Source organism: Pseudomonas sp. BP01 (assembly GCF_022760795.1).
Taxonomy (GTDB): domain Bacteria; phylum Pseudomonadota; class Gammaproteobacteria; order Pseudomonadales; family Pseudomonadaceae; genus Aquipseudomonas; species Aquipseudomonas putida_Q.
Genome location: NZ_JAFBKA010000030.1, coordinates 37,173 through 62,662, shown reverse-complemented (window position 1 = coordinate 62,662; position 25,490 = coordinate 37,173). Strand labels below are relative to the sequence as shown.

Annotated in this window: 24 protein-coding genes and 1 pseudogene; 13 read left to right on the top strand and 12 right to left on the bottom strand. The window is 63.2% G+C overall.

Annotated features, from left to right (window positions below; genetic code table 11):
* Positions 1-110: 110 nt before the first annotated feature.
* From JOY50_RS22615 to JOY50_RS22590, 6 genes are read right to left on the bottom strand one after another with little or no spacing between them, the layout of a single operon-like run.
* Positions 111-806 (bottom strand): HAD family hydrolase, encoded by a 696-nt coding sequence (locus JOY50_RS22615; protein WP_019473714.1) that lies wholly within the window; start codon positions 804-806, stop codon positions 111-113.
* Positions 803-1,702, bottom strand: a complete 900-nt coding sequence (gene xerC, locus JOY50_RS22610) for a tyrosine recombinase XerC (protein ID WP_019473713.1) — start codon at positions 1,700-1,702, stop codon at positions 803-805. The genes JOY50_RS22615 and xerC overlap by 4 nt, the downstream gene beginning before the upstream one ends.
* On the bottom strand, positions 1,702-2,412 hold the full coding sequence (locus JOY50_RS22605; RefSeq protein WP_019473712.1) for a DUF484 family protein: 711 nt from the start codon (positions 2,410-2,412) through the stop codon (positions 1,702-1,704). The genes xerC and JOY50_RS22605 overlap by 1 nt, the downstream gene beginning before the upstream one ends.
* Before the next feature lie 13 nt (positions 2,413-2,425).
* Positions 2,426-3,256: a diaminopimelate epimerase gene (gene dapF, locus JOY50_RS22600; RefSeq protein WP_019473711.1), complete on the bottom strand. Its 831-nt coding sequence runs from the start codon at positions 3,254-3,256 to the stop codon at positions 2,426-2,428.
* Between the two features lie 4 nt (positions 3,257-3,260).
* On the bottom strand, positions 3,261-4,508 hold the full coding sequence (lysA, locus tag JOY50_RS22595) for a diaminopimelate decarboxylase (protein ID WP_132844768.1): 1,248 nt from the start codon (positions 4,506-4,508) through the stop codon (positions 3,261-3,263).
* A 9-nt stretch (positions 4,509-4,517) separates the two neighbouring features.
* The gene (locus JOY50_RS22590) at positions 4,518-4,730 is read right to left on the bottom strand and encodes an LPS translocon maturation chaperone LptM (RefSeq protein WP_132844770.1); all 213 of its coding nucleotides are present in this window, start codon (positions 4,728-4,730) and stop codon (positions 4,518-4,520) included.
* A 190-nt stretch (positions 4,731-4,920) separates the two neighbouring features.
* Here JOY50_RS22590 and cyaY point away from each other — a divergent pair, with 190 nt between their 5' ends.
* The 3 genes from cyaY to rnk all read left to right on the top strand — a co-directional run bounded on the left by cyaY (position 4,921) and on the right by rnk (position 6,037).
* Positions 4,921-5,253 (top strand): iron donor protein CyaY, encoded by a 333-nt coding sequence (cyaY, locus tag JOY50_RS22585; protein ID WP_016502185.1) that lies wholly within the window; start codon positions 4,921-4,923, stop codon positions 5,251-5,253.
* 1 nt (position 5,254) lies between these two features.
* A complete protein-coding gene (locus tag JOY50_RS22580; protein ID WP_132844772.1) occupies positions 5,255-5,479 on the top strand; it encodes a DUF1289 domain-containing protein in 225 nt (74 codons plus the stop codon).
* A 147-nt stretch (positions 5,480-5,626) separates the two neighbouring features.
* A complete protein-coding gene (gene rnk, locus JOY50_RS22575) occupies positions 5,627-6,037 on the top strand; it encodes a nucleoside diphosphate kinase regulator (RefSeq protein WP_016502183.1) in 411 nt (136 codons plus the stop codon).
* Between the two features lie 128 nt (positions 6,038-6,165).
* Here the strand turns inward: rnk and JOY50_RS22570 are convergent, their stop codons facing one another.
* On the bottom strand, positions 6,166-9,015 hold the full coding sequence (locus JOY50_RS22570) for a class I adenylate cyclase (RefSeq protein WP_243055876.1): 2,850 nt from the start codon (positions 9,013-9,015) through the stop codon (positions 6,166-6,168).
* Positions 9,016-9,182: 167 nt separating this feature from the next.
* On the opposite strand from JOY50_RS22570, the gene JOY50_RS22565 reads away from it, so the two are divergent.
* Positions 9,183-9,635: a YaiI/YqxD family protein gene (locus tag JOY50_RS22565; protein WP_019473824.1), complete on the top strand. Its 453-nt coding sequence runs from the start codon at positions 9,183-9,185 to the stop codon at positions 9,633-9,635.
* A 127-nt stretch (positions 9,636-9,762) separates the two neighbouring features.
* Here the strand turns inward: JOY50_RS22565 and elbB are convergent, their stop codons facing one another.
* Complete coding sequence (gene elbB, locus JOY50_RS22560; protein WP_063424108.1) at positions 9,763-10,431, bottom strand: isoprenoid biosynthesis glyoxalase ElbB; 669 nt, start codon at positions 10,429-10,431, stop codon at positions 9,763-9,765.
* Positions 10,432-10,543: 112 nt separating this feature from the next.
* On the opposite strand from elbB, the pseudogene JOY50_RS22555 reads away from it, so the two are divergent.
* Positions 10,544-11,170 (top strand): annotated as a pseudogene (locus JOY50_RS22555) (sterol desaturase family protein); the annotation flags it as partial.
* A 501-nt stretch (positions 11,171-11,671) separates the two neighbouring features.
* Here JOY50_RS22555 and JOY50_RS22550 read toward each other — a convergent pair.
* Positions 11,672-12,316: a DedA family protein gene (locus JOY50_RS22550; protein WP_019470982.1), complete on the bottom strand. Its 645-nt coding sequence runs from the start codon at positions 12,314-12,316 to the stop codon at positions 11,672-11,674.
* Positions 12,317-12,529: 213 nt separating this feature from the next.
* Between JOY50_RS22550 and ppk1 the strand changes: the two genes are divergently transcribed.
* The gene (ppk1, locus tag JOY50_RS22545) at positions 12,530-14,785 is read left to right on the top strand and encodes a polyphosphate kinase 1 (protein WP_016502177.1); all 2,256 of its coding nucleotides are present in this window, start codon (positions 12,530-12,532) and stop codon (positions 14,783-14,785) included.
* Here ppk1 and ppx read toward each other — a convergent pair.
* Positions 14,772-16,274 (bottom strand): exopolyphosphatase, encoded by a 1,503-nt coding sequence (gene ppx, locus JOY50_RS22540; protein ID WP_138737064.1) that lies wholly within the window; start codon positions 16,272-16,274, stop codon positions 14,772-14,774. The two genes, ppk1 and ppx, sit on opposite strands and share 14 nt — an antisense overlap.
* Before the next feature lie 256 nt (positions 16,275-16,530).
* Here ppx and trxA point away from each other — a divergent pair, with 256 nt between their 5' ends.
* The 5 genes from trxA to JOY50_RS22515 all read left to right on the top strand — a co-directional run bounded on the left by trxA (position 16,531) and on the right by JOY50_RS22515 (position 21,880).
* On the top strand, positions 16,531-16,857 hold the full coding sequence (gene trxA / locus JOY50_RS22535; protein WP_012274768.1) for a thioredoxin TrxA: 327 nt from the start codon (positions 16,531-16,533) through the stop codon (positions 16,855-16,857).
* A gap of 228 nt (positions 16,858-17,085) precedes the next feature.
* Complete coding sequence (gene rho / locus JOY50_RS22530) at positions 17,086-18,345, top strand: transcription termination factor Rho (RefSeq protein WP_003253661.1); 1,260 nt, start codon at positions 17,086-17,088, stop codon at positions 18,343-18,345.
* A 203-nt stretch (positions 18,346-18,548) separates the two neighbouring features.
* Positions 18,549-20,015, top strand: coding sequence for a 4-hydroxy-3-polyprenylbenzoate decarboxylase (gene ubiD, locus JOY50_RS22525; protein ID WP_132844786.1), 1,467 nt, complete (start codon positions 18,549-18,551; stop codon positions 20,013-20,015).
* Positions 20,015-20,983, top strand: a complete 969-nt coding sequence (locus JOY50_RS22520) for a CDP-6-deoxy-delta-3,4-glucoseen reductase (RefSeq protein WP_019470976.1) — start codon at positions 20,015-20,017, stop codon at positions 20,981-20,983. Before ubiD ends, JOY50_RS22520 begins: the two co-directional genes overlap by 1 nt.
* Positions 20,984-21,229: 246 nt before the next feature.
* Positions 21,230-21,880, top strand: coding sequence for a gamma-glutamylcyclotransferase (locus JOY50_RS22515; RefSeq protein WP_019470975.1), 651 nt, complete (start codon positions 21,230-21,232; stop codon positions 21,878-21,880).
* Between the two features lie 116 nt (positions 21,881-21,996).
* On the opposite strand, the gene JOY50_RS22510 is transcribed toward JOY50_RS22515, so the two are convergent.
* Positions 21,997-22,974 carry an NADPH:quinone oxidoreductase family protein gene (locus JOY50_RS22510; protein ID WP_138737065.1) on the bottom strand — a complete coding sequence of 326 codons (978 nt, stop codon included), beginning with the start codon at positions 22,972-22,974 and terminating at the stop codon, positions 21,997-21,999.
* A gap of 157 nt (positions 22,975-23,131) precedes the next feature.
* Between JOY50_RS22510 and JOY50_RS22505 the strand changes: the two genes are divergently transcribed.
* A complete protein-coding gene (locus JOY50_RS22505) occupies positions 23,132-23,536 on the top strand; it encodes a flagellar basal body-associated protein FliL (RefSeq protein WP_019470973.1) in 405 nt (134 codons plus the stop codon).
* Positions 23,537-23,758: 222 nt separating this feature from the next.
* Positions 23,759-24,196, top strand: a complete 438-nt coding sequence (locus JOY50_RS22500; RefSeq protein ID WP_132844791.1) for a type II toxin-antitoxin system PemK/MazF family toxin — start codon at positions 23,759-23,761, stop codon at positions 24,194-24,196.
* 180 nt (positions 24,197-24,376) lie between these two features.
* Here JOY50_RS22500 and JOY50_RS22495 read toward each other — a convergent pair whose 3' ends face one another.
* A complete protein-coding gene (locus JOY50_RS22495) occupies positions 24,377-25,489 on the bottom strand; it encodes an ABC transporter permease (RefSeq protein ID WP_243055874.1) in 1,113 nt (370 codons plus the stop codon).
* Between the last annotated feature and the right edge of the window lies 1 nt (position 25,490).

Sequence of the window (25,490 nt, the reverse complement as noted above, 5' to 3'; positions counted from 1 at the left end):
CTGGCCCTATCGCCGGCAAGCCAGCTCCCACAGGATCACCGAGGCCCTCAGCCTTGCGCGATCCCTGTGGGAGCTGGCTTGCCGGCGATAGGGCCGCACAGCGGCCCCTGTCAGCGCCAGCGCGAAAGGACGTCGGGCAGCTGCGACAGGCGCTGGATCTCGGCATCCGGTGCCTGCTCACCCGTCCAGGCCTTGCCCTGGGGGTTGAACCATACGGCCCGTAGCCCGGCGCGCTGGGCGCCTGCGATGTCATCGCCGGGGTGGTCGCCGATGTGAACGGCGGTGCTGGCGTCCGCCTCGCCGCGGCGCAGGGCTTCCAGGAACGGTGCCGGGTCCGGCTTGCCAATGCCGAGGTCCTCGGCGCACAGGGCAAAGCGGAAGTAGTCCGCCAGCCCCAACCGGCTCACGTCGGCGTTGCCGTTGGTGACCACGCCCAGGATGTAATGGTGACGCAGGATCTCCAGCACCGGCTGCACCTCGGGGAAGATCTCCACCTGGTGGCGAGCATGCAGGAACACTTCAAAGCCTTCGTTGGCCAGCGCCTGCGCTTGCTTCTCGCTGTAGCCGACCTCTTCCAGGGCATGGAACAGCACCCGTCGGCGCAGGGCGCTGATGCGGTGCTTGAGGCCGGGTTCGGCCTGTACCAGGCGCTCGCGGATGGCAAACAGATGCTCCACCGGCACGCCGCCCAGGATCGGGGCGTTGGCTTCTAGCCAGTCGCGCAACACGACTTCGGCGCTGGCGATGACCGGCGCGGTGTCCCACAGGGTGTCGTCGAGGTCGAATGTGATCAGCTTGATGCTCATGAGTCTGTGCCTTTGCTGCGTTTGGCCCGAGGGTGGGCGCTGTCGTACACCGCGGCCAGGTGCTGGAAGTCCAGGTGGGTGTAGATCTGCGTGGTGCTGATGTCGGCATGGCCGAGCATCTCTTGCACCGCACGCAGGTCCTGGGACGATTCCAGCACATGGCTGGCGAAGGAATGGCGAAGCATGTGCGGGTGCAGGTGCTGGCCCAGCTCGCGCTCACCCGCCTTCTTTACCCGCTGCTGCACAGCCCGTGGCGTGATGCGGTTGCCCTGGCGGGTGATGAACACCGCACGGTCACGCGGGTTGCCGATGCCGCGCAGGCGGTACCAGGCCTGCAGCGCCTCACGGGCCTTGCGGCCAACCGGCAGGACGCGGGCCTTGCCACCCTTGCCCAGCACCTGCACCAGGCCGGCGGCGAGGTCGATGTGATCGAGGTCGAGGTTGGTCAGCTCGGACAGGCGCAGGCCCGACGAGTAGAACAGTTCAAGGATCGCCTGGTCACGGCGGGCAATAAAATCGTCGTCGACGCCGCCATCAAGCAGCTGCAGGGCGCGGTCGGTGTCCAGCACCTTGGGCAACCGGCGCTCACCCTTGGGCGCGCTCAGGCCGGTGGCCGGGTCGTGCTGGCACAGGCCTTCGCGGTTGAGGTAGCGGTACAGGCCGCGCACCGCCGACAGCAGCCGGGCCAGGCTGCGTGAAGACTGGCCGTGGTGGTGCAGGCGGGCGATCAGCTGGCGCAGTTGCTGGATCTGCAGCGCCTGCCAACCGGCAATGCCGTGTTCCTTGCAGTAGCCGATGACCTTGTCCAGATCGCGACGGTAGCCCACCAACGTGTGCTCCGACACCTGGCGCTCGTTGCGCAGGTGTGCGCAATAAGCCTCCAGCTGGCGTTCCATCAGCGTACCGAGCGCAGGGTCTGGGTAACGCGCGGTACAACGCGGCCGAGCACTTCGGCGATGTAGCCGAGGAACAGGGTGCCGACGCTGCTCTTGTAGTGTTGCGGGTCGCGGCTACCGATAGCCAGCACCCCGTGCAGCCCCTGATATTCGAGGGTGGCCACGGCGCTGGAACCCACCTCCCGGCGCTGTTCTTCACCGAACAGGAACGCCAGCTCGTGTTCACGCAGGTTGCCACTGACCGTCTTGCCGCCGCCCAGCAGGGCACCGATGGCCTGTTGCGCCTCGGTGTTGCTGACCCAGCGCCCGACCGGCGCAACGTTGTCGCCGAACAGGATGAGGCTGACGAAGGGCACCTGGAATTCCTGGCGCAGGCTGTCTTCGACCGCCATCACCACTTCTTCCAGGGTGCCGGCATCGAGCAGGTCGAGGATCAGCCGTCGGGTCTTGTCGAACAGCCGGTCGTTGTCACGGGCCACGTCCATCAGTTGCGACAGGCGATGGCGCATCTCGATGTTGCGGTCGCGCAGCAGCTTGAGCTGGCGTTCCACCAGCGACACGCTGTCGCCACGCTGGTGCGGGATGTGCTGTTCGATCAGCAACTCGTCGTGCTCGGCGAAGAAGGTGGGGTGGGCGCGCAGGTAGGCGACCACCGCTTCGGCATCGAGCTCGGCGGACTGCTGGGGTACAACCTTGGGCTGATCGGTCATGGCGGTTACTCGCTTAGAGACGAACCTGTCCTTCGTAGACGCGTACGGCCGGGCCGGTCATCAACACGGGCTTGCCGGGGCCGGCCCATTCGATGTGCAGGCGGCCACCGGGCAGGTCGAGGGACACCGGGGAATCCATCCAGCCTTGGCTGATCGCTGCCACGGCCGCGGCGCAAGCGCCGGTGCCGCAGGCCTGGGTTTCGCCCGCGCCGCGTTCCCACACGCGCAGGTTGGCGCGATGGCGGTCGATGACCTGGAGGAAGCCGGCGTTCACCCGCTGCGGGAAGCGTGGGTGGTTTTCGATCTTCGGGCCCAGCTCATGAACGGGGGCAGTATGCACGTCGTCGACGCGCAGCACGGCATGCGGGTTACCCATGGACACGGCGGCAATCGAATGCAGCTGGCCGTCGACTTCCAAGGGGTAGTTTGGCGCCTGCGCGTCAGCGACGAAGGGGATTTCGGCAGGAATGAACCGCGGTGGGCCCATGTCGACACTCACCTGGCCGTCGTTCTGCACGTCCAGCACGATGATGCCGCTTTTGGTTTCCACGCGGATGCGCTTTTTCGCGGTCAGGCGCTTGTCCAGCACAAAACGGGCGAAGCAGCGCGCACCGTTGCCGCATTGCTCCACTTCAGAGCCGTCGGCGTTGAAGATGCGGTAGCGGAAGTCCACTTCCGGGTTGTTCGGTGCCTCGACGATCAGCAGCTGGTCGAAGCCGATGCCGGTATGCCGGTCACCCCATTGCTTGGCGTGCTTTGGCTGGATATGCGCGTGCTGGCTGACCAGGTCGAGGACCATGAAGTCGTTGCCCAGGCCATGCATCTTGGTAAAACGCAGCAGCATGGGCTTACTCCGGCAGCAGGCTTTCGCCAGCATACAGTTCGGCGATGGTCTCGCGGCGGCGAACTTCGAACGCCTGGTCGCCGTCGACCAGGATTTCAGCGCAACGGCCACGGGTGTTGTAGTTGGAGCTCATGACAAAACCATAGGCGCCCGCCGACTGTACGGCCAGCAGGTCGCCTTCGGCCAGGTTCAGCACACGGTCCTTGCCGAGGAAGTCGCCGGTCTCGCAGATCGGGCCGACCAGGTCGTAGGCACGGCCTTCGCCCTCGCGTGGGACGACCGCGCTGACACCCATCCAGGCCTGGTAGAGGGCCGGGCGAATCAGGTCGTTCATCGCTGCATCGATGATGGCGAAGTCCTTGTGTTCGGTGTGCTTGAGGTATTCCACGCGGGTCAGCAGCACCCCGGCGTTGGCCACGATGTAGCGGCCCGGCTCGAACACCAGGGCCAGGTCGCGCTTGCCGACGCGTTCGCGAATAGCCTTGATGTAGTCGGCCACCAGCGGGGGTTCTTCGTCGCGGTAGCGCACGCCAACGCCGCCACCCAGGTCCAGGTGGCGCAGGTGGATGCCGCAGTCGGCGAGTCGATCGACCAGGTCCAGCAGGCGGTCAAGGGCGTCGAGAAATGGTTCCACGGTGGTCAACTGCGAGCCGATGTGGCAGTCGACGCCCACCACTTCCAGGTTCGGCAGCTGCGCAGCACGCACGTAGATGGCCTCGGCGTCGGCGATGGCGATGCCGAACTTGTTTTCTTTAAGGCCGGTGGAGATGTACGGGTGGGTACCGGCGTCAACGTCCGGGTTGACCCGCAGCGACACCGGGGCAACCTTGCCCATCTCGGCGGCCACGACTTGCAGGCGCTCCAGCTCGTCGGTGGACTCGACGTTAAAGCAGTGCACGCCCACTTCCAGGGCGCGGCGCATGTCTTCGCGGGTTTTGCCAACGCCGGAGAACACCACGCGGTCGGCGCGCCCGCCAGCAGCCAGCACGCGCTCCAGCTCACCGCCGGAGACAATGTCAAAACCTGCGCCCAGACGCGCCAGCACGTTCAGCACGCCAAGGTTGGAGTTGGCCTTGACCGCGAAGCACACCAGGTGCTCGGTGCCTTGCAGGGCGTCGGCGTAGCTGCGGTACTGGGCCTCGATGTGGGCGCGCGAATACACGTAGGTGGGGGTGCCGAAACGTTCGGCGATGGCCGACAGGGCCACCCCTTCCGCGAACAGCTGACCGTCGCGGTAATTGAAAGCGTTCATCTGGTTTCCTTACTGCGCAGGCGACTGCTCGGGCTCGGACTGCAGCTCGGGCTGCTGCGCTTGCGCCGGGGCCGGCTTGGCTTTTGGCTGGTGCTGGTGCGACTTGTGCGCTTTGCCGTTATCGCCGTCTTCGGGCAGATACAGCGGGCCTTTCTGGCCGCAAGCCGAAACGAGGCAGGCAACAGCGACCAGCGCCGCGAAGGAGGAAATCAGGCGCTTCATGGGTGAAATCCTTAGAAAAATGCAGTATTGCGCCCGAGTATACCGAGCGACCGGCGGCTTGCCTATGCAAGGGCCGGTCCGCCGGGCGGGCTATTCTTACCGCCTTCAATGGCTAATCTTTGCATTCGGCGCCAAGCGCCCGTATCTTGCCCGGCTTGCCTGTAACGCAGCCAATTTCGAGGTTCCTGCAATGAGTTTGAGTGAAGCGCGTTTCCATGATCTGGTCGACGCGACCCAACAGGCCCTGGAAGACCTGTTCGACGAGAGCGGCATGGACCTGGACATGGAGAACTCCGCCGGTGTTCTCACCGTCAAGTTCGAAGGTGGCGCCCAGCTGATCTTCAGCCGCCAGGAACCGCTGCGCCAGCTGTGGCTGGCCGACCGTTCGGGTGGTTTCCACTTCGACTACGACGAAGAAAGCGGCAAGTGGGTGTGCGAGAAGAGCGAAGAGCTGCTGGGCGAAATGCTCGAGCGCATCGTCTGGGAGCGGGCCGGCGAAAAGCTGGACTTCGACGAGATCTGACATGAGCAGTGCCCCGGCCCGTCCCCCCAAGCCGCTCTACAGCAACGTCAGCCCCGCTGTGCCGTCACCGTGCATCAGCGTTTGCCGGCTGGACGAACAGCGGGTGTGCACCGGTTGCCAGCGGCATGTGGAGCACATACGCGAATGGCGCTCGGCCGATGACGAACGGCGTCGGCAGATCTGCCGCGAGGCCCAGGCCCTGCGCAACCAGGCTAAGGCACACTGATAGCAAGGGCTTGAGTATTTGCCCGGCTGTGGTAGTGTCGGGTTTCTGCGTCGGTGACGCCAAAGCCTTCACAAACCCCGCCCTTGGGCGGGGTTTTGCTTTATCTGCACGACGAAAATCGCCTGTTCAAAGGAGTCTGACTGGATCATGAGCACCAAGCCTTCCCTCATCCTCACCCGATTGGACGTACAGCGTCTGGAGCGTCTGATCGACAGCCTCGACGAGAGTACGCCGGGTGTGCTCGCCCTGCAGGACGAGCTGGACCGCGCCGAGCAGGTGGTCGGTCACGAGGACGTGCCAGCGGGCGTGGTCACCATGAACTCGCGCGTGCACTGCCGTGAGGAAGCCAGCGGCAAGGACTACCACCTGACGTTGGTCTATCCTAAGGACGCAGGGCCGGAAGGCAATGTCTCGGTCCTGGCACCAATCGGCTGCGCTTTGCTGGGGCTTTCGGTGGGCGAGCAGATCGACTGGCCGGCACCGGGTGGCAAGACCCTCAAGCTGAAGCTGCTGGAAGTGGAATACCAGCCAGAAGCGGCGGGCGATTACGACCTGTAATTGCAAGGGGGCCGCTGCGCGGCCCATCGCCGGCAAGCCAGCTCCCACAAGGGTTGCACAAGGCCCGAGGCCGGCGCCGTGCCTGTGGGAGCTGGCTTGCCGGCGATGGGCTGCAAAGCAGCCCCCGATCACTCACTCAGCACCTGCTCCAACCCCTCATTCAACGCCTGCTCCAGCACCCGCTTGTAGCTCAGGTACACCTGCGTCGCCCCCAGCCGGTCATCCAGCAATTCGGACAAATCCAGGTCGGTGATGTAGCACCGGTACTGTCCGGCCCCGCGCCGTTGCCCGATGATCTGCCTGGCCACCACCGCATACAGCTGCCCACCATGCTCCATCTCGGAAAACTCTTGCTGGTCGCAGTACAGCGTCACATGCGCCGCACCCGCCACGCCGGCCTGGATGATGGCCTGCACCTCATAGTAAGGCTGGCCGCTGCCTTCGACCGGAGCCTGGCGCGGCTCGATGCTGCGCGCCTTGCCAGCGCCGGAAGGCAACAGTTGCGCGTAGTGGATGTCCAGCGAGGCAGCGCGCTGGGTATCCAGCGGCAGCCGGGCATCTCGGCGCATCACCACCGAGCGCAGGAAACGCTGCAGCGGCAGCAGCAGGTGGGCTTCGTCATGCAGGGGCAGGCGCTGCTGCCACAGGGCATTGTATTCATCCAGCACATACAACTCGGCCCAGCCACCCTGCAGGCGATAGAACACCTGGATGCAAGCCGGGCGGCCCTGTTCCAGCACCAGGCGCAGGTCGTGGTCCAGCAGGGCATTGGTATCCAGGTACAGCGGGCTGTAGGCGCTACGCTCTTCGCCCAGGTGGGCCAGCAGTGCCTCGTGCTCGGCCAGGGTGGCCAGGCCTATGTGCCCGGCCATCAGCTCCAGCACATGGGTGTGCTGAGCCACCTCTAGCAGGTAACGGTGGTTGGCGCCCTGGTCCAGCAGCAGCTGCACCGTGTCGAAAATTTCCTCCACGCGCTGGCCGATGGCTTGTGCGCGGCTCTGGCAAAAGCAGCGCACCCGCACCCGTGGTCGGTGGCCGCGCAGCACCGGGCTGTTGAGGAAGTCGCGCAAGCAACGCACCAGTGCATGTTCGCCGTCGTAGCGCTGGACCAGCACTTCGTTCCAGCTGTTCAGGGTGACCTGGTCCAGGGTCAGGACCAGGTTCTCGCGCACGCCTGCGTAGCTCAACGAGTCGGTACGCTCGGTGGTCATCAGGATGTTCAGGTCGCGGTGATGGCGCAGCGGGTCGATGGCGACGTTGACCAGCAACAACACCTCGTCGGCGACGCTGGGCTGCAGCAGGCGCACTTCGCTGACGATCGGCAAGGGCAGGGGAATACTGTGCTGCAGGCAACCGATCAGGTTGAACAGCTCGAATTCACTGAGGTCGCTGGCGCCCGGGTGCAGCGCCACGCGCGTGCTGCTGTCGATCACGCCGTTGCGATGGGCCCACGCCAGCAGCTCCAGCAGCTCGCGGCAGCGTTTTATCGGGCTGAAGTGCTCCACCTCGTGGGTGCTCAGGTTGCCGCTGTACAGCTCCCAGTGGTAGCTGCCGGGTTCCTTGCGGTTGGGCACCTGGACCAGCGTCACGGTGCCTTCGGCGAGGTCCGGGGCGATGCCGGGGTTGATCACCTCGACCTTGCCGGCGCGGCGCTCAAAGGCCGCATAAAGGCGCCGGCCCAGCACATTGAGGTCGCGCTGCTCGGCGCGGCTGCTGGCGTTTTGGGTGCTGGCGAACTGGCTGAGGAAGCGGTAGCTATGGTTCAGCTCCGCCACCAGTTCGCGGCGTTCGACAGCGACTTGTTGCACTTTCCACTGGCTACGGCTGTCCAGCAGGGCCAGCTGGCGCTCGTCCCAGCCCCACTCGTCTGCCAGCCGTTGCAACAGCCGGCGCTGCCAGCCATTGGTGCGGCCCTGGTCGCTGAGCTTTTTGTTCACCTTCAGGTACAGGCTGCGCCTTACCAGCTCCAGGCGCGCGGGCTCGCCACGTTGCAGCAGGTAACGTTCGATGCGTCGGTACACCATCACATACGGGTCCAGCTCGTCGAGGTCGAGCTGGTTGGCGAACACCGCCTGCTTGTAATCCAGGCTCAGGCAGCGCACGGCCGGGTGCTCACTGGCGTAGGCCTCGGTCAACAGCAGCTTGAGTAGCGACTTGTAGGGCGAGTCGATGCCCTTGAACAGTTGCCACAGGCCGGCACCGACGAACTCGCCGGGCGGAACGTGCGCCAGGTTTCCCAGGTCGAGGGCGTCCTGGCTGCGGATGAAGCGCTTGGTCAGCAGGGTCTGGGTGTAGGTGTGGTAATTGTGTTCCTGGTAGACGGGTACCAGCCACCACAGTGGTGTACGCCCTGCCAGCCATAGGGTAGTGCGATAGAACTCGTCCAGCAGCAGGTAGTGTTGAGTGGTGCCGCAGTCGTCGGAGCCCAGTTTGCCATCGCGCTGGCCTTGGGCAAAGCCTTGCGTGTCGATCAGGAAGAAGTGCGCCTCGGCGCCCAGGCTTGCGGCCCAGTCCTCCAGCAGTTGGCACTTGCGGCGCAGTTCTCCCAGCAAGTGCTCGGGCAAGCCGGGGGTATGGCACACCCACAGGTCCATGTCGCTGTGCTCGGCCTGGGCCAGTGAGCCCAGGCTGCCCATCAGGTACAGGCCATGGATCGGGCGTGGCGGGTTGCCATGGCGGGCCTTGTAGGTGAACGAGCGGGCCAGGCGCTGGGCCTCGACCACCAGCTCGGCACCTGGCTCGTAGCCCGATACGCCCGCAGGCGTACTGCCCGAGACGTAGCCCGGCAGCAAGGGGTGGTTCACGTGAAACAGCAGCGGCAGCAGCGTCAGTACTTGCTGCTGGCGTGTCGACAAACCTTCCATTGCCCGTTGCAGGCGCCCCTGGTTCAGCTCCAGGAAACGCGCACGCAATGTCGCCAGGACCTTGCGATCGATGCCTTCGTCCAGGTCGGGGCGGATTTCGTGAGGGTGGTTCATTGTGCGCTCGGGCAGGCCAGTAAAGCTGTGGCGAGTTTAGCTTGAGTGGCGGGGCCGGATAAGCGGTAATTGGGATTTTTGGCGCCATTTTCCCAGCGCTCGCCTGCTCCAGCTTTGGCTGCGCTTCAGGCATTATGAGTGCGTTGAGTTCATGTAGAGAATTTCCGATGCGTGTATGGATCGATGCCGACGCCTGCCCCAAGGCGGCCAAGGATCTGATCGTCAAGTTCGCCCTCAAGCGCAAGTTCGAGGTGGTGATGGTTGCAGGGCAGGCCGTGGCCAAGCCGGCATTCGCGATCGTGCGCCTGATCGTGGTACCCAGCGGCATGGACGCAGCCGACGACTACCTGGTCGAACACGCCGTGCCGGGCGAGCTGGTGATCTGCAGTGATGTGCCGCTGGCTGACCGCCTGGTTAAAAAAGGCGTGACCGTGCTGGACCCGCGCGGGCGCGAATTCGACGAGCGCAACATGGGCGACCGCCTGGCGGCGCGCAACCTGTTCACCGAGCTGCGTGAGCAGGGCCAGGTGGGGGGAGGGCAGGCGGCTTATGGTGAACGTGAAAAGCAGGCGTTTGCCAATGCGCTGGACCGGATCATTGCCCGGCTGAGTAAAACCTGATGCGGGGCTGCTTTGCAGCCCATCGCCGGCAAGCCAGCTCCCACCTCGACCGCGTTGACCTCAAGCCATGCGCTATTCCTGTAGGAGCTGGCTTGCCGGCGATGGGCTGCGCAGCGGCCCCAAGGGCTTACTGGTCACCCTCGTGCGTGAGTTCCAGGATTCGGTCCACCAGCTTGTAGATCCCGCCCGCCGCTTCGCTGATCGACTTGGCCTCCATGTAAGCCGGGGTAGTCACCAGCTTGCGCTGAGTGTCTTCGACAATGTCGTGTACATCGCACTCTTCATGGGTGCCGCCCATTTTCTCGACAGCCGCCGCAGTGCCTGCGTCGCTACCGATGGTGCAGACCACGCCCGGCCCGTAGATCTTCGCGGCCAGTGCCGGCGAAATGCAGATCAGGCCAACCGGCTTGCAGGCGTCGGCAAAGGCTTCGGCCAGGGCGAGCACGTCTGGGTTGACGCTGCAGTTGGCGCCTTCCACGGCGAAGTTGGACAGGTTTTTCGCCGCCCCGAAACCGCCCGGCACGATCAGCGCATCGAAGTCTTCAGCCTTGGCTTCGCGGATGTCCTTGACCTCGCCGCGGGCAATGCGCGCAGACTCCACCAGCACATTGCGCGACTCGGGCATTTCCTCGCCCGTCAGGTGGTTGATGACATGCATCTGCGCAATGTTCGGCGCGAAGCACTGCACCTGCGCACCGCGCTGGTCGAGGCGCAGCAGGGTGATCACGCTTTCGTGGATTTCGGCGCCGTCATACACGCCACAGCCGGAAAGAATCACCGCTACTTTTTTTGTCATGCTCATTACTCCAGTGTCGAGGCGCTAAATGTCCTCTAGTTTGGCAGATGTCGCCATAGGGGTTGCCGCAGGTGCGGCCTAATCTTGATGGATACCGCCTGAGGCCGCACCCATGGACCTGATACTGCTGGCCGTGCCGTTCTTCTTCGTGCTGATCGCCGTGGAGCTGGTGGCCGACCGTGTGCGTGGCCAGCGCAACTTTACCCTGGCCGACTCGATCAACAGCCTGAGCACTGGCGCGCTGTCGACCAGCACCGGTTTGCTGACCAAGGGGGTAGGGCTGCTGACCTACGCCCTGGCGTTCGAGCACCTGGCCCTGTTGCGCCTGCCGCCCGAAGCCTGGTGGGTATGGCTGCTGGCCTTCGTGCTGTACGACTTCTGCTACTACTGGCTGCACCGACTGGGCCATGAATGCAACGTGCTGTGGGCCGCGCATTCGGTGCATCACCAGAGCGAGGAGTACAACCTCACCACCGCGTTGCGCCAGACCAGTAGCGGGTTCATCTTCTCGTGGGTCTTCTACCTGCCGCTGGCACTGCTGGGCGTGCCGCCACTGGTGTTCATCACCGTGGCATCGCTCAACCTGCTGTACCAGTTCTGGGTACATACCCGGCACATTCCCAAGCTTGGCTGGCTTGAGTGGGTGTTGATCACGCCTTCCAACCATCGCGTCCACCATGCGCAAAACCCTGCTTACTTGGATCGCAATTACGGCGGCGTGTTCATTCTCTGGGACCGTCTGTTCGGCACCTTCAAAGAGGAAGACCCGGCCGAGCCGGTGGTGTTCGGGGTAACCACGCCGCTGGCCAGCTGGAACCCGCTGTGGGCCAATTTGCAGTTCTACGCCCAGCTCTGGCATGACGCCCGGCGCACTGCCAGCCTGTGGGACAAGCTGCGCATCTGGTTCATGCCCACTGGCTGGCGCCCGGCCGATGTGGCCGCACGCTACCCTCAGGCCAAACAGGACCTGACGGTGTTTCGCAAGTTCGAGATTGCCCTGGGCCGCCCGCAACAAGCCTACGTGGCCATCCAGTTCGTGGTCTATGTGGCCTTGGGCAGCTACCTGATGGACGTAGCCGAAGGCGTGCCGGTCGCCGCGCTGGTGCTCGGCTGGTCGCTGATGGCGTTTGGTCTGTTCGTATTGGGCGCGTTGCTGGAGAACCGGTCCTGGGCTGCGCGCCTGGAGCTGGCGCGGCTGGTGATGAATGCGCCGGCGCTGTACCTGGCCGGCGCACTGGGCCTAGCGGTGGTCGCGCCGCTGGCCTGGTTCCTTCTCGTGGTCTACAGCCTTCTCAGCCTCTGGGGCCTGGGCCTGGTCCGCCGCCTTGCGCTCCGCGCGCAGGGCACGGAAGCGCCTGCGCAGCCACAGCAGGGCGCCCAGACCCAGCAGGCCACCGAGCACCCATAGCTCGTAACGCTTCACGTTGCCCAGCAGGCCTTCGAGGATAGCGCCGAAGTGGTAGGCGGCCGCGCCCAAGGCAATTGCCCAGATGGCCGCGCCAATACCATTGAGCAGCAGGTAACGGCGCGGCGGGTAGCCCGACAGGCCAATGGCCACGGGCATGACCGTACGTAGGCCATAAACGAACCGGAAGCTCAGCACCCAGATGTCGGGGTGGCGGCGAATGTGGTCCAGCGCCCGGTCACCCATTGCTTGCCAGCGTGGTTTGCGCGCCAGGATCCTGCGCCCATGGCGGCGGCCCATGAAGTACCACAGCTGGTCGCCGGCATAGCTGCCGAGGAACGCCACCAGGCACACCAGTTTGATGTCCATGTACCCACGGAACGCAAGGAAACCCGCAAGCACCAGGATGGTCTCGCCTTCGAAGAAGGTGCCTAGAAAAAGGGCAAAGTAGCCGAAATCCTGCAGGAATTGTTGAAGCATTTTCTGAGGTGCTGGCGAAATGAACGCGCAGCCTACCCCTTCGCGCGCATTCGTGAAAGTGTCCAAATGTGTCTCGACGTGAACAATTCCTACACAGACAATGCCAGAGGCCACGCGCCATGGCTTGCCCTGGTGTGTAACACAGGCGTCATAATGGGCGCTTATCTTGCCGCTCAATTGATGATAGGGCGTTAACGTCCTCAGGAACGCCAGATGAATAATGAAGTGCTCACCCCTGTCGCGATCAAGGAAGCCCAGGAGCTCCCGGAAGAGTTGGTGCAGACCCCGCCAGACCTGCCGCCGGCGCCCGAGCCGGAGCCTGTAGAGGAGCAGGTCGCCGAGCCTGTGGCCGCGGCGCCCGCGCCCGCGCCGGCCCCGGCAATCACCGTCCCCGGCCTGGACGACAGCAGTCTGTACATTCATCGCGAACTCTCGCAGCTGCAGTTCAACATCCGCGTGCTGGAACAGGCCCTGGACGAGAACTACCCACTGCTCGAACGCCTCAAGTTCCTGTTGATCTTCTCCAGCAACCTCGACGAGTTCTTCGAGATCCGCGTCGCCGGCCTGAAGAAGCAGATCAACTTCGCCCGTGAACAGGCCGGTGCCGACGGCCTGCAGCCCCACCAGGCGCTGGCGCGTATCAGCGAGCTGGTGCACATCGAGGTAGAGCGCCAGTACGCGATCCTCAACGACGTGCTGCTGCCTGAGCTGGAAAAGCACCAGATCCGCTTTATCCGCCGCCGTTACTGGACGCCCAAGCTCAAGACCTGGGTGCGCCGCTATTTCCGCGACGAAATCGCCCCGATCATCACCCCGATCGGACTCGACCCGACCCACCCGTTCCCGCTGCTGGTGAACAAGAGCCTCAACTTCATCGTCGAGCTGGAGGGGGTCGATGCCTTCGGCCGCGACTCGGGCCTGGCGATCATCCCGGCGCCACGCCTGCTGCCGCGGGTCATCCGTGTGCCTGAAGAGGTGGGCGGCCCGGGTGCCAACTACGTGTTCCTGTCGTCGATGATCCACGCGCACGCCGACGACCTGTTCCAGGGCATGAAGGTGAAGGGCTGCTACCAGTTCCGCCTGACCCGTAACGCCGACCTGGCGCTGGACTCCGAAGAAGTCGACGATCTGGCCCGTGCCCTGCGCGGCGAGCTGTTCTCGCGCCGTTACGGCGACGCCGTGCGCCTGGAGGTGGCCGACACCTGCCCGAAACACCTGTCGGACTACCTGCTCAAGCAGTTCAGCCTCAGCGAAAGCGAGCTGTACCAGGTCAATGGCCCGGTCAACCTCACCCGCCTGTTCAGCATCACCGGCCTGGACAGCCACCCGGAGCTTCAGTACACGCCGTTCACCCCGGCGATCCCCAAGCTGCTGGTGAACGCCGACAACATTTTCAGCGTGATCAGCAAGCAGGACATCCTGCTGATGCACCCCTTCGAGTCCTTCACCCCGGTGGTCGACCTGCTGCGCCAGGCCGCCAAGGACCCGCACGTGCTTGCCGTGCGCCAGACCCTGTACCGGTCCGGGGCCAACTCGGAAATTGTCGACGCCCTGGTAGACGCGGCGCGTAACGGCAAGGAGGTCACTGCGGTGATCGAACTGCGCGCGCGCTTCGACGAAGAGTCCAACCTGCAGATGGCCAGCCGCCTGCAAGCGGCCGGTGCGGTGGTCATCTACGGCGTGGTCGGTTTCAAGACCCACGCCAAGATGATGTTGATCCTGCGTCGCGAGCAGGGCGAGATCGTGCGCTATGCGCACCTGGGCACCGGCAACTACCACGCCGGCAATGCCCGCCTGTACACCGACTACAGCCTGCTGACCTCAGACGACGCCCTCACCGAGGACGTCGGCAAGCTGTTCAGCCAGCTCATCGGCATGGGCAAGACGCTGCGCATGAAAAAGCTGCTGCACGCGCCGTTCACCCTGAAGAAGGGCATGCTCGACATGATTGCGCGCGAAACCCAGTTCGCCCTCGAAGGCAAGCCGGCGCACATCATTGCCAAGTTCAACTCGCTGACCGACGCCAAGGTCATCAAGGCGCTGTACAAGGCCAGCCAGTCGGGTGTGAAGATCGACCTGGTGGTGCGTGGCATGTGCTGCCTGCGCCCAGGCATTCCGGGCGTTTCACACAATATCCAGGTGCGCTCGATCATCGGCCGCTTCCTTGAGCACACGCGGGTGTTCTACTTCCTCAATGGCGGCGAAGAGCAGATCTACCTGTCCAGTGCCGACTGGATGGAGCGCAACCTCGACAAGCGCGTCGAGACCTGCTTCCCGGTTGAAGGCAAGAAGCTGTTGCTGCGGGTGAAGAAGGAGCTGGAAGGCTACCTGACCGACAACACCCACGCCTGGACCTTGCAGCCGGACGGGCGCTACGTGCGCATCACCCCGACCGGCAACCAGAACCCGCGCAGTGCCCAGGCGACCCTGCTGGAGCGCCTGAGCAACCCGGTCCTCAACGTACGCTGAGGACGAAGCCGACCCGGGCCAGCCACTCCGCCTCGTTGGCGAAGTCGGCCTGGGTCAGCTGGTTCTGTTCCAGCCAACCTTCAGGGAAGACGACATCCAGGCTGTTGTCCCCGCCTTTCAGTACGACCTTTGGCATCTGTTGGGTGCCGCGGATGTGGTGGAACAGGATGGCAAAGCGCAGCAGCACGCACAGGCGCAACAGCTTGACTCCTTCGTCACCCAGTTCGGCGTAACGGTCTTTGGGAATGTTGCGGCGGTGGCCGCGAACCAGCAGGGCCATCATCTGCTGATCTTCCCTGGAAAAGCCCGACAGGTCGGAGTGTTCGATCAGATAGGCGCCGTGCTTGTGGTAGTGGTAATGGGCAATGTCCAGCCCGATTTCGTGCACTTTCGCTGACCAGCCCAGAAGGTCGCGCCAGTTTCCGTCTTTCAGGTCCCAAGCGTCGGCCACTTGGTCGAAGGCATGCAAAGCCTTGCGCTCGACCCGTGCAGCCTGGCCCTGATCCACGTGGTAGCGCTCCATCAGCGAGTTAAGGGTGCGCTCGCGCACGTCCTCGTGGTGGTGGCGGCCAAGCAGGTCGAACAGCACGCCTTCGCGCAGGGCGCCGTCGCAGTGGTCCATGCGCTGCAGCTCCAGCGCGTCGAAGATCGCTTCGAGAATGGCCAGGCCTGCGGGGAAGATGGTGCGGCGGTCCGGCTTGACGCCGTCGAAGTCGATCTTGTCGACTTCCCCCAGCTTGAACAGCTTGCGCTTGACCCAGGCCAGGCCCTCGGCGTTGACCTCACCATTGCCCAGGCCACCGGCCTTGATGGCGGCGCCGATGGCGCGGATGGTGCCGGACGAGCCGATGGCCTCGTCCCAGGTCAGGCGATGCAGGGCATGCTCGATGCTCATCAGCTCCAGGCGCGCGGCCGTGTAGGCCTGGGCGTAGCGGGCCGGGGTGATCTTGCCGTCGCGGAAGTAGCGCTGGGTGAAGCTGACGCAGCCCATCTGCAGGCTTTCGCGCAGCAGCGGCTCGAAGCGCTGGCCGATGATGAATTCGGTACTGCCGCCGCCGATGTCCGCCACCAGGCGCTTGCCGGGGGTGTCGGCCAGGGTGTGCGACACACCCAAGTAGATCAGGCGCGCCTCTTCACGGCCGGAGATGACCTCCACCGGGTGGCCGAGGATGGCTTCGGCGCGCTGGATGAATTCGTTACGGTTGCGCGCTTCGCGCAAGGCGTTGGTACCGACGATACGCACGGAGCCTGCGGGCATGCCGTTGATCAGCTGCGAAAAGCGCTTGAGGCAATCCAGGCCTCGTTCCATTGCCTCTTCACTGAGTTTGCGTTCTTCGTCGATGCCAGCGGCAAGCTGAACCTTCTCGCCGAGCCGCTCGAGAATGCGGATTTCGGTATGGTGGGCCTTGGCCACGACCATGTGAAAACTGTTGGAGCCAAGGTCGATGGCGGCGATCAGGGACAGGTTCTTCGCGATGGTATGCGGCATGATCTGGTTGTTCTCGGTCGTTAACCCGGCAATCGTGCCACGATAGCAGGCTGACGCCAACGCGTGACACGCAGCCGATGTGCTCGCCTTGATGCAAGGCAATGTGCCATTCGATTCTATGACGGCTGTATGACAGTTTCGATTCGCGGCGTCTTGCACAACTATAGTTACAGTCAATCGTCCGTGGCTTCCTGTCGGCGGCGGGGGCGGCTATGATGGGCAACGTTTTTTATTGCTTACGACCTTGGAGATTTCCATGAGCGACAAAATCAAACACGTCACCGACGCCAGCTTCGAAGCCGACGTACTGCAGGCTCAAGGCCCGGTGCTGGTCGACTACTGGGCTGAATGGTGCGGCCCATGCAAGATGATCGCTCCGGTTCTGGACGATATCGCTGCTACCTACGAGGGCAAGCTGACCGTCGCCAAGCTGAATATCGACGAGAACCAGGAAACCCCGGCCAAGCACGGCGTGCGTGGTATCCCGACGCTGATGCTGTTCAAGAACGGTAACGTCGAAGCCACCAAGGTTGGCGCGCTTTCCAAGTCGCAGCTGGCCGCGTTCCTCGACGCCCACCTGTGATGTGAAAAAAGCCCCGCAAATGCGGGGTTTTTCTTTTCCAGAGCACTAGACGCAGAAAAAAGCAAGTGTTACATTCGGCCTCGCACTGCTTTTCCAGTGCCCTCTACACGCCGTCGCCGAAGCATCCCTAATTCGAATCAGTACGCGATCCTGTCGCCATCTAGCGGCGCGGCCTCATTAAGCCAGAAGCTTAATTCTCCCTTCTTACATGATTACGTCACTCCCCTTATGAACCTGACTGAACTCAAGCAAAAGCCGATTACCGATCTTTTGGAAATGGCCGAACAGATGGGCATCGAGAACATGGCCCGTTCGCGCAAACAGGACGTGATTTTCGCCCTGCTGAAGAAGCATGCGAAGAGCGGCGAAGAGATTTCGGGTGACGGCGTGCTGGAGATTCTCCAGGATGGTTTCGGTTTCCTGCGCTCGGCTGATGCGTCCTACCTGGCCGGCCCGGACGATATCTACGTCTCGCCCAGCCAGATCCGCCGGTTCAACCTGCGTACCGGCGACACCATCGTCGGCAAGATCCGCCCGCCGAAGGAAGGGGAGCGTTACTTCGCTCTGCTGAAGGTTGATACCATCAACTTCGACCGTCCGGAAAACGCGAAGAACAAGATCCTGTTCGAAAACCTGACGCCGCTGTTCCCGAACAAGCGCCTGAAGATGGAGGCCGGTAACGGCTCCACCGAAGACTTGACCGGTCGCGTCATCGACTTGTGCGCCCCGATCGGCAAAGGCCAGCGTGGCCTGATCGTCGCCCCGCCAAAAGCGGGCAAGACCATCATGCTTCAGAACATCGCGGCCAACATCACCCGTAACAATCCCGAGTGCCACTTGATCGTGCTGCTGATCGACGAGCGCCCGGAAGAAGTGACCGAAATGCAGCGCACCGTGCGCGGCGAAGTGGTTGCCTCCACCTTCGACGAGCCGCCAACCCGCCACGTGCAGGTTGCCGAAATGGTGATCGAAAAGGCCAAGCGCCTGGTCGAGCACAAGAAGGACGTGGTCATCCTGCTGGACTCCATCACCCGTCTGGCGCGTGCCTACAACACCGTGATCCCGAGCTCCGGCAAGGTGCTGACCGGTGGTGTCGACGCCCATGCCCTGGAGAAGCCGAAGCGCTTCTTCGGCGCCGCGCGTAACATCGAAGAAGGCGGTTCGCTGACCATTATCGCCACCGCGCTGGTCGAAACCGGCTCGAAGATGGACGAAGTGATCTACGAAGAGTTCAAGGGTACCGGCAACATGGAGCTGCCACTGGACCGCCGCATCGCCGAGAAGCGCGTGTTCCCGGCCATCAACATCAACCGTTCCGGTACCCGCCGCGAAGAGCTGCTGACCGCCGACGACGAACTGCAGCGCATGTGGATCTTGCGCAAGCTGCTGCACCCGATGGACGAAATCGCCGCCATCGAGTTCCTGGTCGACAAGCTCAAGCAGACCAAGACCAACGACGAGTTCTTCTTGTCGATGAAGCGCAAGTAAGCTTCCCGACCAAGCAGTAATTGGGGCCGCTTCGCGCCCCTTCGCGGGCACGCCCGCTCCCACAAGGATCGCACTGAACCTGTGGGAGCGGGCGTGCCCGCGAAGGGCTGCGAAGCGGCCCCAGTGCATTTTTGCCCCCAAACCATGCCCGAACGGCGCTACACTCTGCACCCCGACCGATACGGCCAACACGAGGCTTTTGCATGCAGTATCGCGACTTGCGCGACTTCATCCGTGGCCTGGAACAGCGCGGCGAGCTCAAGCGCATCCAGGTTCCGATCTCCCCAGTCCTGGAAATGACCGAGGTCTGCGACCGCACCCTGCGTGCGAAGGGTCCGGCATTGCTGTTCGAAAAGCCCACCGGCTTCGACATTCCGGTGCTGGGCAACCTGTTCGGCACCCCCGAGCGCGTGGCCATGGGCATGGGCGCCGAGTCGGTCGAAGAACTGCGCGAAATCGGCAAGCTGCTGGCCTTCCTCAAGGAGCCCGAGCCACCCAAGGGCCTGAAGGACGCCTGGTCCAAGCTGCCGATCTTCAAGAAGGTCGTGTCGATGGCGCCGAAGGTAGTCAAGGACGCGGTGTGCCAGGAAGTGGTGGTCGAGGGTGATGATGTCGACCTCGGCGCACTGCCGATCCAGCACTGCTGGCCAGGCGACGTGGCGCCGCTGATCACCTGGGGCCTTACCGTTACCCGCGGCCCGAACAAGGACCGCCAGAACCTGGGCATCTACCGCCAGCAGGTCATTGGCCGCAACAAGGTCATCATGCGCTGGCTGAGCCACCGTGGTGGCGCCCTCGACTACCGTGAGTGGTGCGAGAAAAACCCCGGCCAGCCGTTCCCGGTTGCCGTGGCCCTGGGTGCTGACCCGGCGACCATCCTCGGTGCCGTGACTCCGGTGCCGGACACCCTCTCCGAATATGCCTTCGCCGGCCTGCTGCGCGGCAATCGCACCGAGCTGGTCAAGTGCCGTGGCAGCAACCTGCAGGTACCGGCCACCGCCGAAATCATCCTGGAAGGCGTGATCCACCCGGGCGAAATGGCCCCGGAAGGCCCGTATGGCGACCATACCGGCTACTACAACGAAGTGGACAGCTTCCCGGTGTTCACCGTCGAGCGCATCACCCACCGGCAGAAACCGATCTACCACAGCACCTACACCGGCCGCCCGCCAGATGAGCCGGCGATTCTCGGTGTGGCGCTGAACGAAGTGTTCGTGCCGATTTTGCAGAAGCAGTTCCCGGAAATCACCGACTTCTACCTGCCGCCAGAAGGCTGCTCGTACCGCATGGCGGTGGTGACCATGAAAAAGCAGTACCCAGGCCACGCCAAGCGCGTGATGCTGGGTGTGTGGTCGTTCCTGCGACAGTTCATGTACACCAAGTTCGTTATTGTCACCGATGACGATATCAACGCCCGTGACTGGAACGATGTGATCTGGGCCGTCACCACACGCATGGACCCCAAGCGTGATACGGTGATGATCGACAACACGCCGATCGACTACCTGGACTTCGCGTCGCCGGTATCGGGGCTGGGGTCGAAGATGGGCCTGGACGCCACGCACAAGTGGCCGGGCGAGACTACACGCGAATGGGGACGGGTCATCGTCAAGGACGAAGCCGTCACCCGCCGTATCGATGAGCTGTGGGATCAGTTGGGAATAGATTGATGCAGGTAACGTTGCAGCCGTCCGGGGCGGTGCTGGCGCTCGAACCCGGGGAACGGATCCTGGATGGAGCGCGGCGGTTGGGCTATGACTGCCCAAATAGCTGCCGCAATGGCAATTGCCATGTCTGCGCCGCGTTGTTGGTCGAAGGGCGGGTACGCCAGGACGGCGAAGTCCGTGACCATGGCGAGCTGTTCACCTGCATTGCCGAGCCGCTGGAGGACTGTGTGTTGCTCTGGGATGGTGTGCTCGCCCTGGGTGAGTTGCCGGTGCGCAAGCTGGCGTGCAGCGTCACTGAGTGCGTCGACGTGGGTGGCGACGTCTGGCGGGTCCGCCTGCGTGCGCCAGCCGGCAAGCCACTGCGTTACCACGCCGGGCAGTACCTGATGATCGAGCGCGAGGGCGGCAAGCCGGCCGCGTTTTCGCTGGCCTCCGCACCCCACGCCGGGCGTGAGCTGGAGCTGCACGTGCTGGCCCGTGAGCCCAGTGCATTGCAACTGATCGAGCAGCTCAAGCGTGACGGCCTGGCACGCATCGAAATGCCGTTTGGCGACACCCACCTGGCCGAGCTGCCCGACGGGCCGCTGGTATTGATTGCCGCCGGCACCGGCATGGGCCAGATGCACAGCCTGCTCGAGCATTGCCGAGCCAACGGCTTCAAGTACCCGGTACACCTGTACTGGGGTGTGCGCCGGCCCGAAGACTTCTACCAGATCGAGCACTGGGACGAATGGCAGCGCCTGCCCAACCTGTTCCTGCACCAGGTCGTCAGTGACCTGTGCGGCTGGGAGGGCCGTTGCGGCATGCTGCATGAGGCGGTCTGCGAGGACATCGCCGACCTCAATACGGTGCATGTGTATGCCAGCGGCTCACCGAACATGATCTACGCCACCCTCGACGCCCTGGTCGAAGCCGGCATGGATGCACACCGCATGCGTGCGGATGTGTTTGCCTACGCCCCACGCGGTTAATAACCGAAGTTGGAACAAGTGGGTATAAGGCGGTAATTGTTACCGCCTTGGCTAATAACTTTAACCGTTGCCGAAACAGTACTTCCCCAGTCGTCGGAACCGGGCATTAAAGTATTGCCCCAGGGCTTGAGTATTCCTGCATTTCTGGCCTATGGTTACTGCAAGCGCCCTTGGTACACGGCTTGGGGTCGCAGTTTGAGCGAATCTCGCTACATCCGTAGTTCACAGGGATAATGGCGGCAGCTTATGTCGGCAATTGAAAGTATGTCTTGGCAAGTTTCATATCCTCCGTCACTCGACTTTGGTCAGCAACATACTCGCGATCAGTTGTTCAACTCCATGAAAACGACCATGTCTCGACATCAGGGCGGGCCGGTGTGGCTGTTTGCCTACGGTTCGCTGATCTGGCGCCCGGAGTGCAATTCGGTGGAGCGCCAGCGCGCGCGGGTACATGGATATCACCGTGGCCTGTACTTGTGGTCGCACGAGCATCGCGGCACCCCGGAAACACCCGGCCTGGTGTTCGGCCTGGACCGTGGTGGTTCCTGCAGCGGTTTTGCCTACCGGCTGGAGGAGAGCAACCTGGACGACTCGCTGATGGCCCTGTGGCAACGCGAGATGCCGTACCCGGCCTATCGGCCGCACTGGCTCAATTGCCGGCTGGGCGATGGCAGCAAGGTACAGGCCTTGGGCTTTGTACTGGAGCGGCATTTGCCGTGCTATGCGGGCAACCTGCCGGATACCTTGCTCAGCCAGATCCTGGCCAGTGCCAAGGGGCGTTATGGCACCACGCGCGATTATGTCGAGCAGACCTTGAATGCCTTGCGCAGCCACCAGATGCCCGATCGCAACCTGGAGGCGCGGTTCAGGCGGTGCCATAACCTGCGTGAAGTTTGAGTTTTTGGGGCCGCTGTACGGCCCATCGCGACACAAGGCCGCTCCTACAGGGATTTGCGTTCAATTGTAGGAGCGGCCTTGTGTCGCGATAGGGCTGCAGGGCAGCCCCAGAAAAATCAATGCATCCGCACCACCAACTTACCCACAGCCTGCCGCTGCCCCAGCTTCTCGATGGCAGCCCCGGCCTCGGCCAGTGGATAAGTCTGCGACACCAGCGGCTTCAACTTGCCTTCGGCATGCCAGTCAAACAGCTGCTTGAAGTTGGCCGCATTGTCTTCCGGCTGGCGCTGTGCGAACGCGCCCCAGAACACCCCCAGCACCGCCGCGCCCTTGAGCAGCACCAAGTTGGTCGCCAGTTGTGGAATGCTGCCGCTGGCAAACCCCACCACCAGCAGCCTGCCATTCCAGGCCAGGCCGCGCACTGCCTGCTCGAACAGCTCGCCGCCGACCGGGTCGTAGATCACATCCACACCCTGGCCGCCGGTCAGGCGCTTGATTTCTTCGCGCAGGCTGGCTTGGCTGTAGTCGATCAGCTCATCTGCCCCGGCCGCCTTGGCCACGGCCAGTTTTTCGGCACTGCTGGCCGCCGCGATCACCCGCGCACCCATGGCCTTGCCGATTTCCACCGCCGCCAGACCGACCCCGCCGGATGCGCCCAGTACCAGCAGTGTCTCGCCTGCTTGCAATTGGCCGCGCTGGCGCAGGGCGTGCATCGAGGTGCCATAGGTCATGCCAAACGCCGCAGCGGTGGTGAAGTCCATGCTGGCCGGGATTGGCATCACGTTGTAGAACGGCACCGCCACCTGCTCGGCGAACGCACCCCAGCCGGTGAGTGCCATGACTCGGTCGCCGACCTTGAACGCGCCGGCTTTTTCCCCGACCGCGGCCACCACGCCCGCGGCTTCGCCGCCGGGTGAGAACGGCAGTGGTGGCTGGAACTGGTATTTACCTTCGATGATCAGGGTGTCGGGGAAGTTGACACCGGCGGCCTGCACATCCAGCAGAATCTCGTTTTTCTTCGGCAGCGGGCTGGCCACGTCTTCCAGTACCAGATCACGCGCCGGACCCAGGGTTTTGCACAACACAGCTTTCATCGGGGCTATTCCTTTGCGGGTAGTGGCCGATAAGTGTAGGAGGGCCGCTTGCCGGGTCAACGAGCATGGCCCGCCCTGATGGGCCGGCATAAGCCCGGGCTTGGGTTTGAGCGGCGTGCTGGGTAAGCTGGCGCCAACTGTATTGAGGAGCGAATTCGTGAAAGCGTGGATCTTGATGGTGCTGGCGCTGCTGCTGCCGGCTGCGGCCATGGCCGAAGAAGCCAAGGAAGGGGCGCCCAAGGTTGCTTACATCAGCCTGAGCCCACCCTTTGTGGGCAACTATGCCCTCGACGGCGGCCCGCGGCTGCGCGTGTACAAGGCCGACGTGGCCCTGCGCGTGACCGGCGACGAAGCGGCCAAGGCGGTGAAGCATCACGAACCGCTGATCCGCAACCAGCTGGTGGCACTGTTCACCCAGCAGACCGTGGACAGCATGAGCAATGTCGAGTCCAAGGAGCACCTCCGCCAGGAGGCGTTGAAGCAGGTGCAGCAGGTGCTGGAAGCGGAAGAGGGCAAGCCGATCGTCGAAGACCTGCTGTTCAACAACCTGATCGTGCAGTGAACTGAAACCTTATGAGGCCAATCGCCGCTGCAACACGGTGATAGCGGCCTCGTTACGGCGCTGGTATTCCAACCGGCAACGGAAAAAGCATTCAGGCCGAAGCGAGGTGAGCTCCGGTTGTAGGCGTTTTCTGTCTTATCTGTAAGCCCGCCAGTTTTCAGTTTCTGATGCCATAGCCACGTTAAATTGTGGCTTGTCTCCAGTTGCTCGAGAGTATTGGCAATGCCGTTGAAGTACCAGCCGAAAGAGGCGACCGTGCTGATGTGCGATTTTTCGGGCTTTCGGGTGCCTGAGATGATCAAGGTGCGGCCCGTCGTCGTTCTTCGCAAGCACAGACAAAATCACCAGTTGGTGACAATCATTCCATTGAGCACCACCGCACCTGATCACGTAGCCAAGCATCACGTTGAGCTGCCGAGTTATCTGCCAGGACCGGCCCTCACATGCTGGGCCAAGTGCGACATGATCTACACGATTGCGATCGCTAGACTGGACAGGTGTCAGATCAAGTCACGGCATGGTGGTGGTCGGGAATTCCTCACCTTCACAATGAGGCCTGAGCATTTCGCGGCAGTAAAGGCTGCTGTTGGCTTCAGCCTGGGCTTCACATATCCGGCAACAGTGCCGGCTGTTGTCAGTGGTGCGCTGGATACGCAATAATCGCCCTGTTCCCGCAAGGGACTTGCGAGACTCTGTGGATCCTGGTTCAACCAGCTATTACAGAGCCGGGCAGGTAAATGGCGATGACAAGCCAACCTGTCTGTGATCAGGGCGCCGAAAGGCGCCCTTTGTCTTTGTGCCAGTTTTCCAATTTCCTGACCGGAATGATATCGCACGCCCTCATGACGCCAGGCTACGGCGAAACCGCGCCAGGGCGACGCTGAAAAACACCAGGCCGATCAGCGCCAGCGCCAAAATATCTGGCCATACCACCGCCCAGCCGGCATCCCGGAACAGGATCGCGGTACCCAGGCTGACAAAGTGCGTCGACGGTGACCCCTGCATCACCCATTGCAGCCATTGCGGCATGCTGTCCAGGGGGGTGCTGCCGCCAGACAACAACAGCATCGGGATGATCACCGGGATGGCCAGCAGGCCGAACTGCGGCGTCGAGCGTGCCAGGGTGGCGAGGAAGATGCCCAGCGCGGTACTGGCGAACAGGTACAGCGCGGTCACGGCCAGAAACAGCCCCATCGAGCCGGACAGCGGCACACCCAGCGCGCCTTTCACGACCACCACCAGCGAAACCCACGTGCAGATCACCACCACCAGCGCGTTGCTGCCGATTTTTGCCAGCATGATTTCCAGTGCGGTGAGCGGCAGCACCAGCAGGTGGTCGAGGGTGCCATGCTCACGCTCGCGCAGCAGCGCGGTGCCGGTGAGGATGATCGCCAGGATGGTGATGTTGTTGACGATCTGGATCACCGCCAGGAACCAGCCCCCCTCAAGGTTGGGGTTGAACAGCGCCTTAGGGTTGATCAGCACCGGGCTTTGCACGTTGCCGCGCTGGCTGTAGTCGAGCAGCTCGCGCTCGAAGATGCGGCCGATGTAGCCGGCGCCCATGAACGCCTGGCTCATGGCCGTGGCGTCGACGTTGACCTGCAGCTCCGGCGAGCGCCCGGCCAGCAGGTCGCTCTGGAAGTTCACCGGTACGTTGATCACGAAGGTGTACTCGCCGCTGTCCATGGCCTGGTCCAGGCGTGCTGCGGGCAGCGACACGGCGGGCTGGAACTCGGGCGGTTGCAGGGCTTGGGTCAATTTGCGCGACAGCAGGCTTTGGTCTTCGTCCACTACCGCGACGCTGGCATTGTGTACGCCGATCACCGAGCCGGCGGCGGGCATGTAGATCGCCACGCTGTAGGCATACAGCAGGAACAGCAGCAGCACGCTGTCATGGCGCAGGCTGGTCAGTTCTTTCAGGCCCAGGCGCAGGGTGTGGTTAAGGCGCGACATG

Bases quoted from the DNA above. Each gene is read 5' to 3' on its own strand.
- JOY50_RS22615 (WP_019473714.1), bottom strand. From the start codon at position 806: ATGAGCATCAAGCTGATCACATTCGACCTCGACGACACCCTGTGGGAC.
- xerC (WP_019473713.1), bottom strand. From the start codon at position 1,702: ATGGAACGCCAGCTGGAGGCTTATTGCGCACACCTGCGCAACGAGCGC.
- JOY50_RS22605 (WP_019473712.1), bottom strand. From the start codon at position 2,412: ATGACCGATCAGCCCAAGGTTGTACCCCAGCAGTCCGCCGAGCTCGAT.
- dapF (WP_019473711.1), bottom strand. From the start codon at position 3,256: ATGCTGCTGCGTTTTACCAAGATGCATGGCCTGGGCAACGACTTCATG.
- lysA (WP_132844768.1), bottom strand. From the start codon at position 4,508: ATGAACGCTTTCAATTACCGCGACGGTCAGCTGTTCGCGGAAGGGGTG.
- JOY50_RS22590 (WP_132844770.1), bottom strand. From the start codon at position 4,730: ATGAAGCGCCTGATTTCCTCCTTCGCGGCGCTGGTCGCTGTTGCCTGC.
- cyaY (WP_016502185.1), top strand. From the start codon at position 4,921: ATGAGTTTGAGTGAAGCGCGTTTCCATGATCTGGTCGACGCGACCCAA.
- JOY50_RS22580 (WP_132844772.1), top strand. From the start codon at position 5,255: ATGAGCAGTGCCCCGGCCCGTCCCCCCAAGCCGCTCTACAGCAACGTC.
- rnk (WP_016502183.1), top strand. From the start codon at position 5,627: ATGAGCACCAAGCCTTCCCTCATCCTCACCCGATTGGACGTACAGCGT.
- JOY50_RS22570 (WP_243055876.1), bottom strand. From the start codon at position 9,015: ATGAACCACCCTCACGAAATCCGCCCCGACCTGGACGAAGGCATCGAT.
- JOY50_RS22565 (WP_019473824.1), top strand. From the start codon at position 9,183: ATGCGTGTATGGATCGATGCCGACGCCTGCCCCAAGGCGGCCAAGGAT.
- elbB (WP_063424108.1), bottom strand. From the start codon at position 10,431: ATGACAAAAAAAGTAGCGGTGATTCTTTCCGGCTGTGGCGTGTATGAC.
- JOY50_RS22550 (WP_019470982.1), bottom strand. From the start codon at position 12,316: ATGCTTCAACAATTCCTGCAGGATTTCGGCTACTTTGCCCTTTTTCTA.
- ppk1 (WP_016502177.1), top strand. From the start codon at position 12,530: ATGAATAATGAAGTGCTCACCCCTGTCGCGATCAAGGAAGCCCAGGAG.
- ppx (WP_138737064.1), bottom strand. From the start codon at position 16,274: ATGCCGCATACCATCGCGAAGAACCTGTCCCTGATCGCCGCCATCGAC.
- trxA (WP_012274768.1), top strand. From the start codon at position 16,531: ATGAGCGACAAAATCAAACACGTCACCGACGCCAGCTTCGAAGCCGAC.
- rho (WP_003253661.1), top strand. From the start codon at position 17,086: ATGAACCTGACTGAACTCAAGCAAAAGCCGATTACCGATCTTTTGGAA.
- ubiD (WP_132844786.1), top strand. From the start codon at position 18,549: ATGCAGTATCGCGACTTGCGCGACTTCATCCGTGGCCTGGAACAGCGC.
- JOY50_RS22520 (WP_019470976.1), top strand. From the start codon at position 20,015: ATGCAGGTAACGTTGCAGCCGTCCGGGGCGGTGCTGGCGCTCGAACCC.
- JOY50_RS22515 (WP_019470975.1), top strand. From the start codon at position 21,230: ATGTCGGCAATTGAAAGTATGTCTTGGCAAGTTTCATATCCTCCGTCA.
- JOY50_RS22510 (WP_138737065.1), bottom strand. From the start codon at position 22,974: ATGAAAGCTGTGTTGTGCAAAACCCTGGGTCCGGCGCGTGATCTGGTA.
- JOY50_RS22500 (WP_132844791.1), top strand. From the start codon at position 23,759: ATGCCGTTGAAGTACCAGCCGAAAGAGGCGACCGTGCTGATGTGCGAT.
- JOY50_RS22495 (WP_243055874.1), bottom strand. From the start codon at position 25,489: ATGTCGCGCCTTAACCACACCCTGCGCCTGGGCCTGAAAGAACTGACC.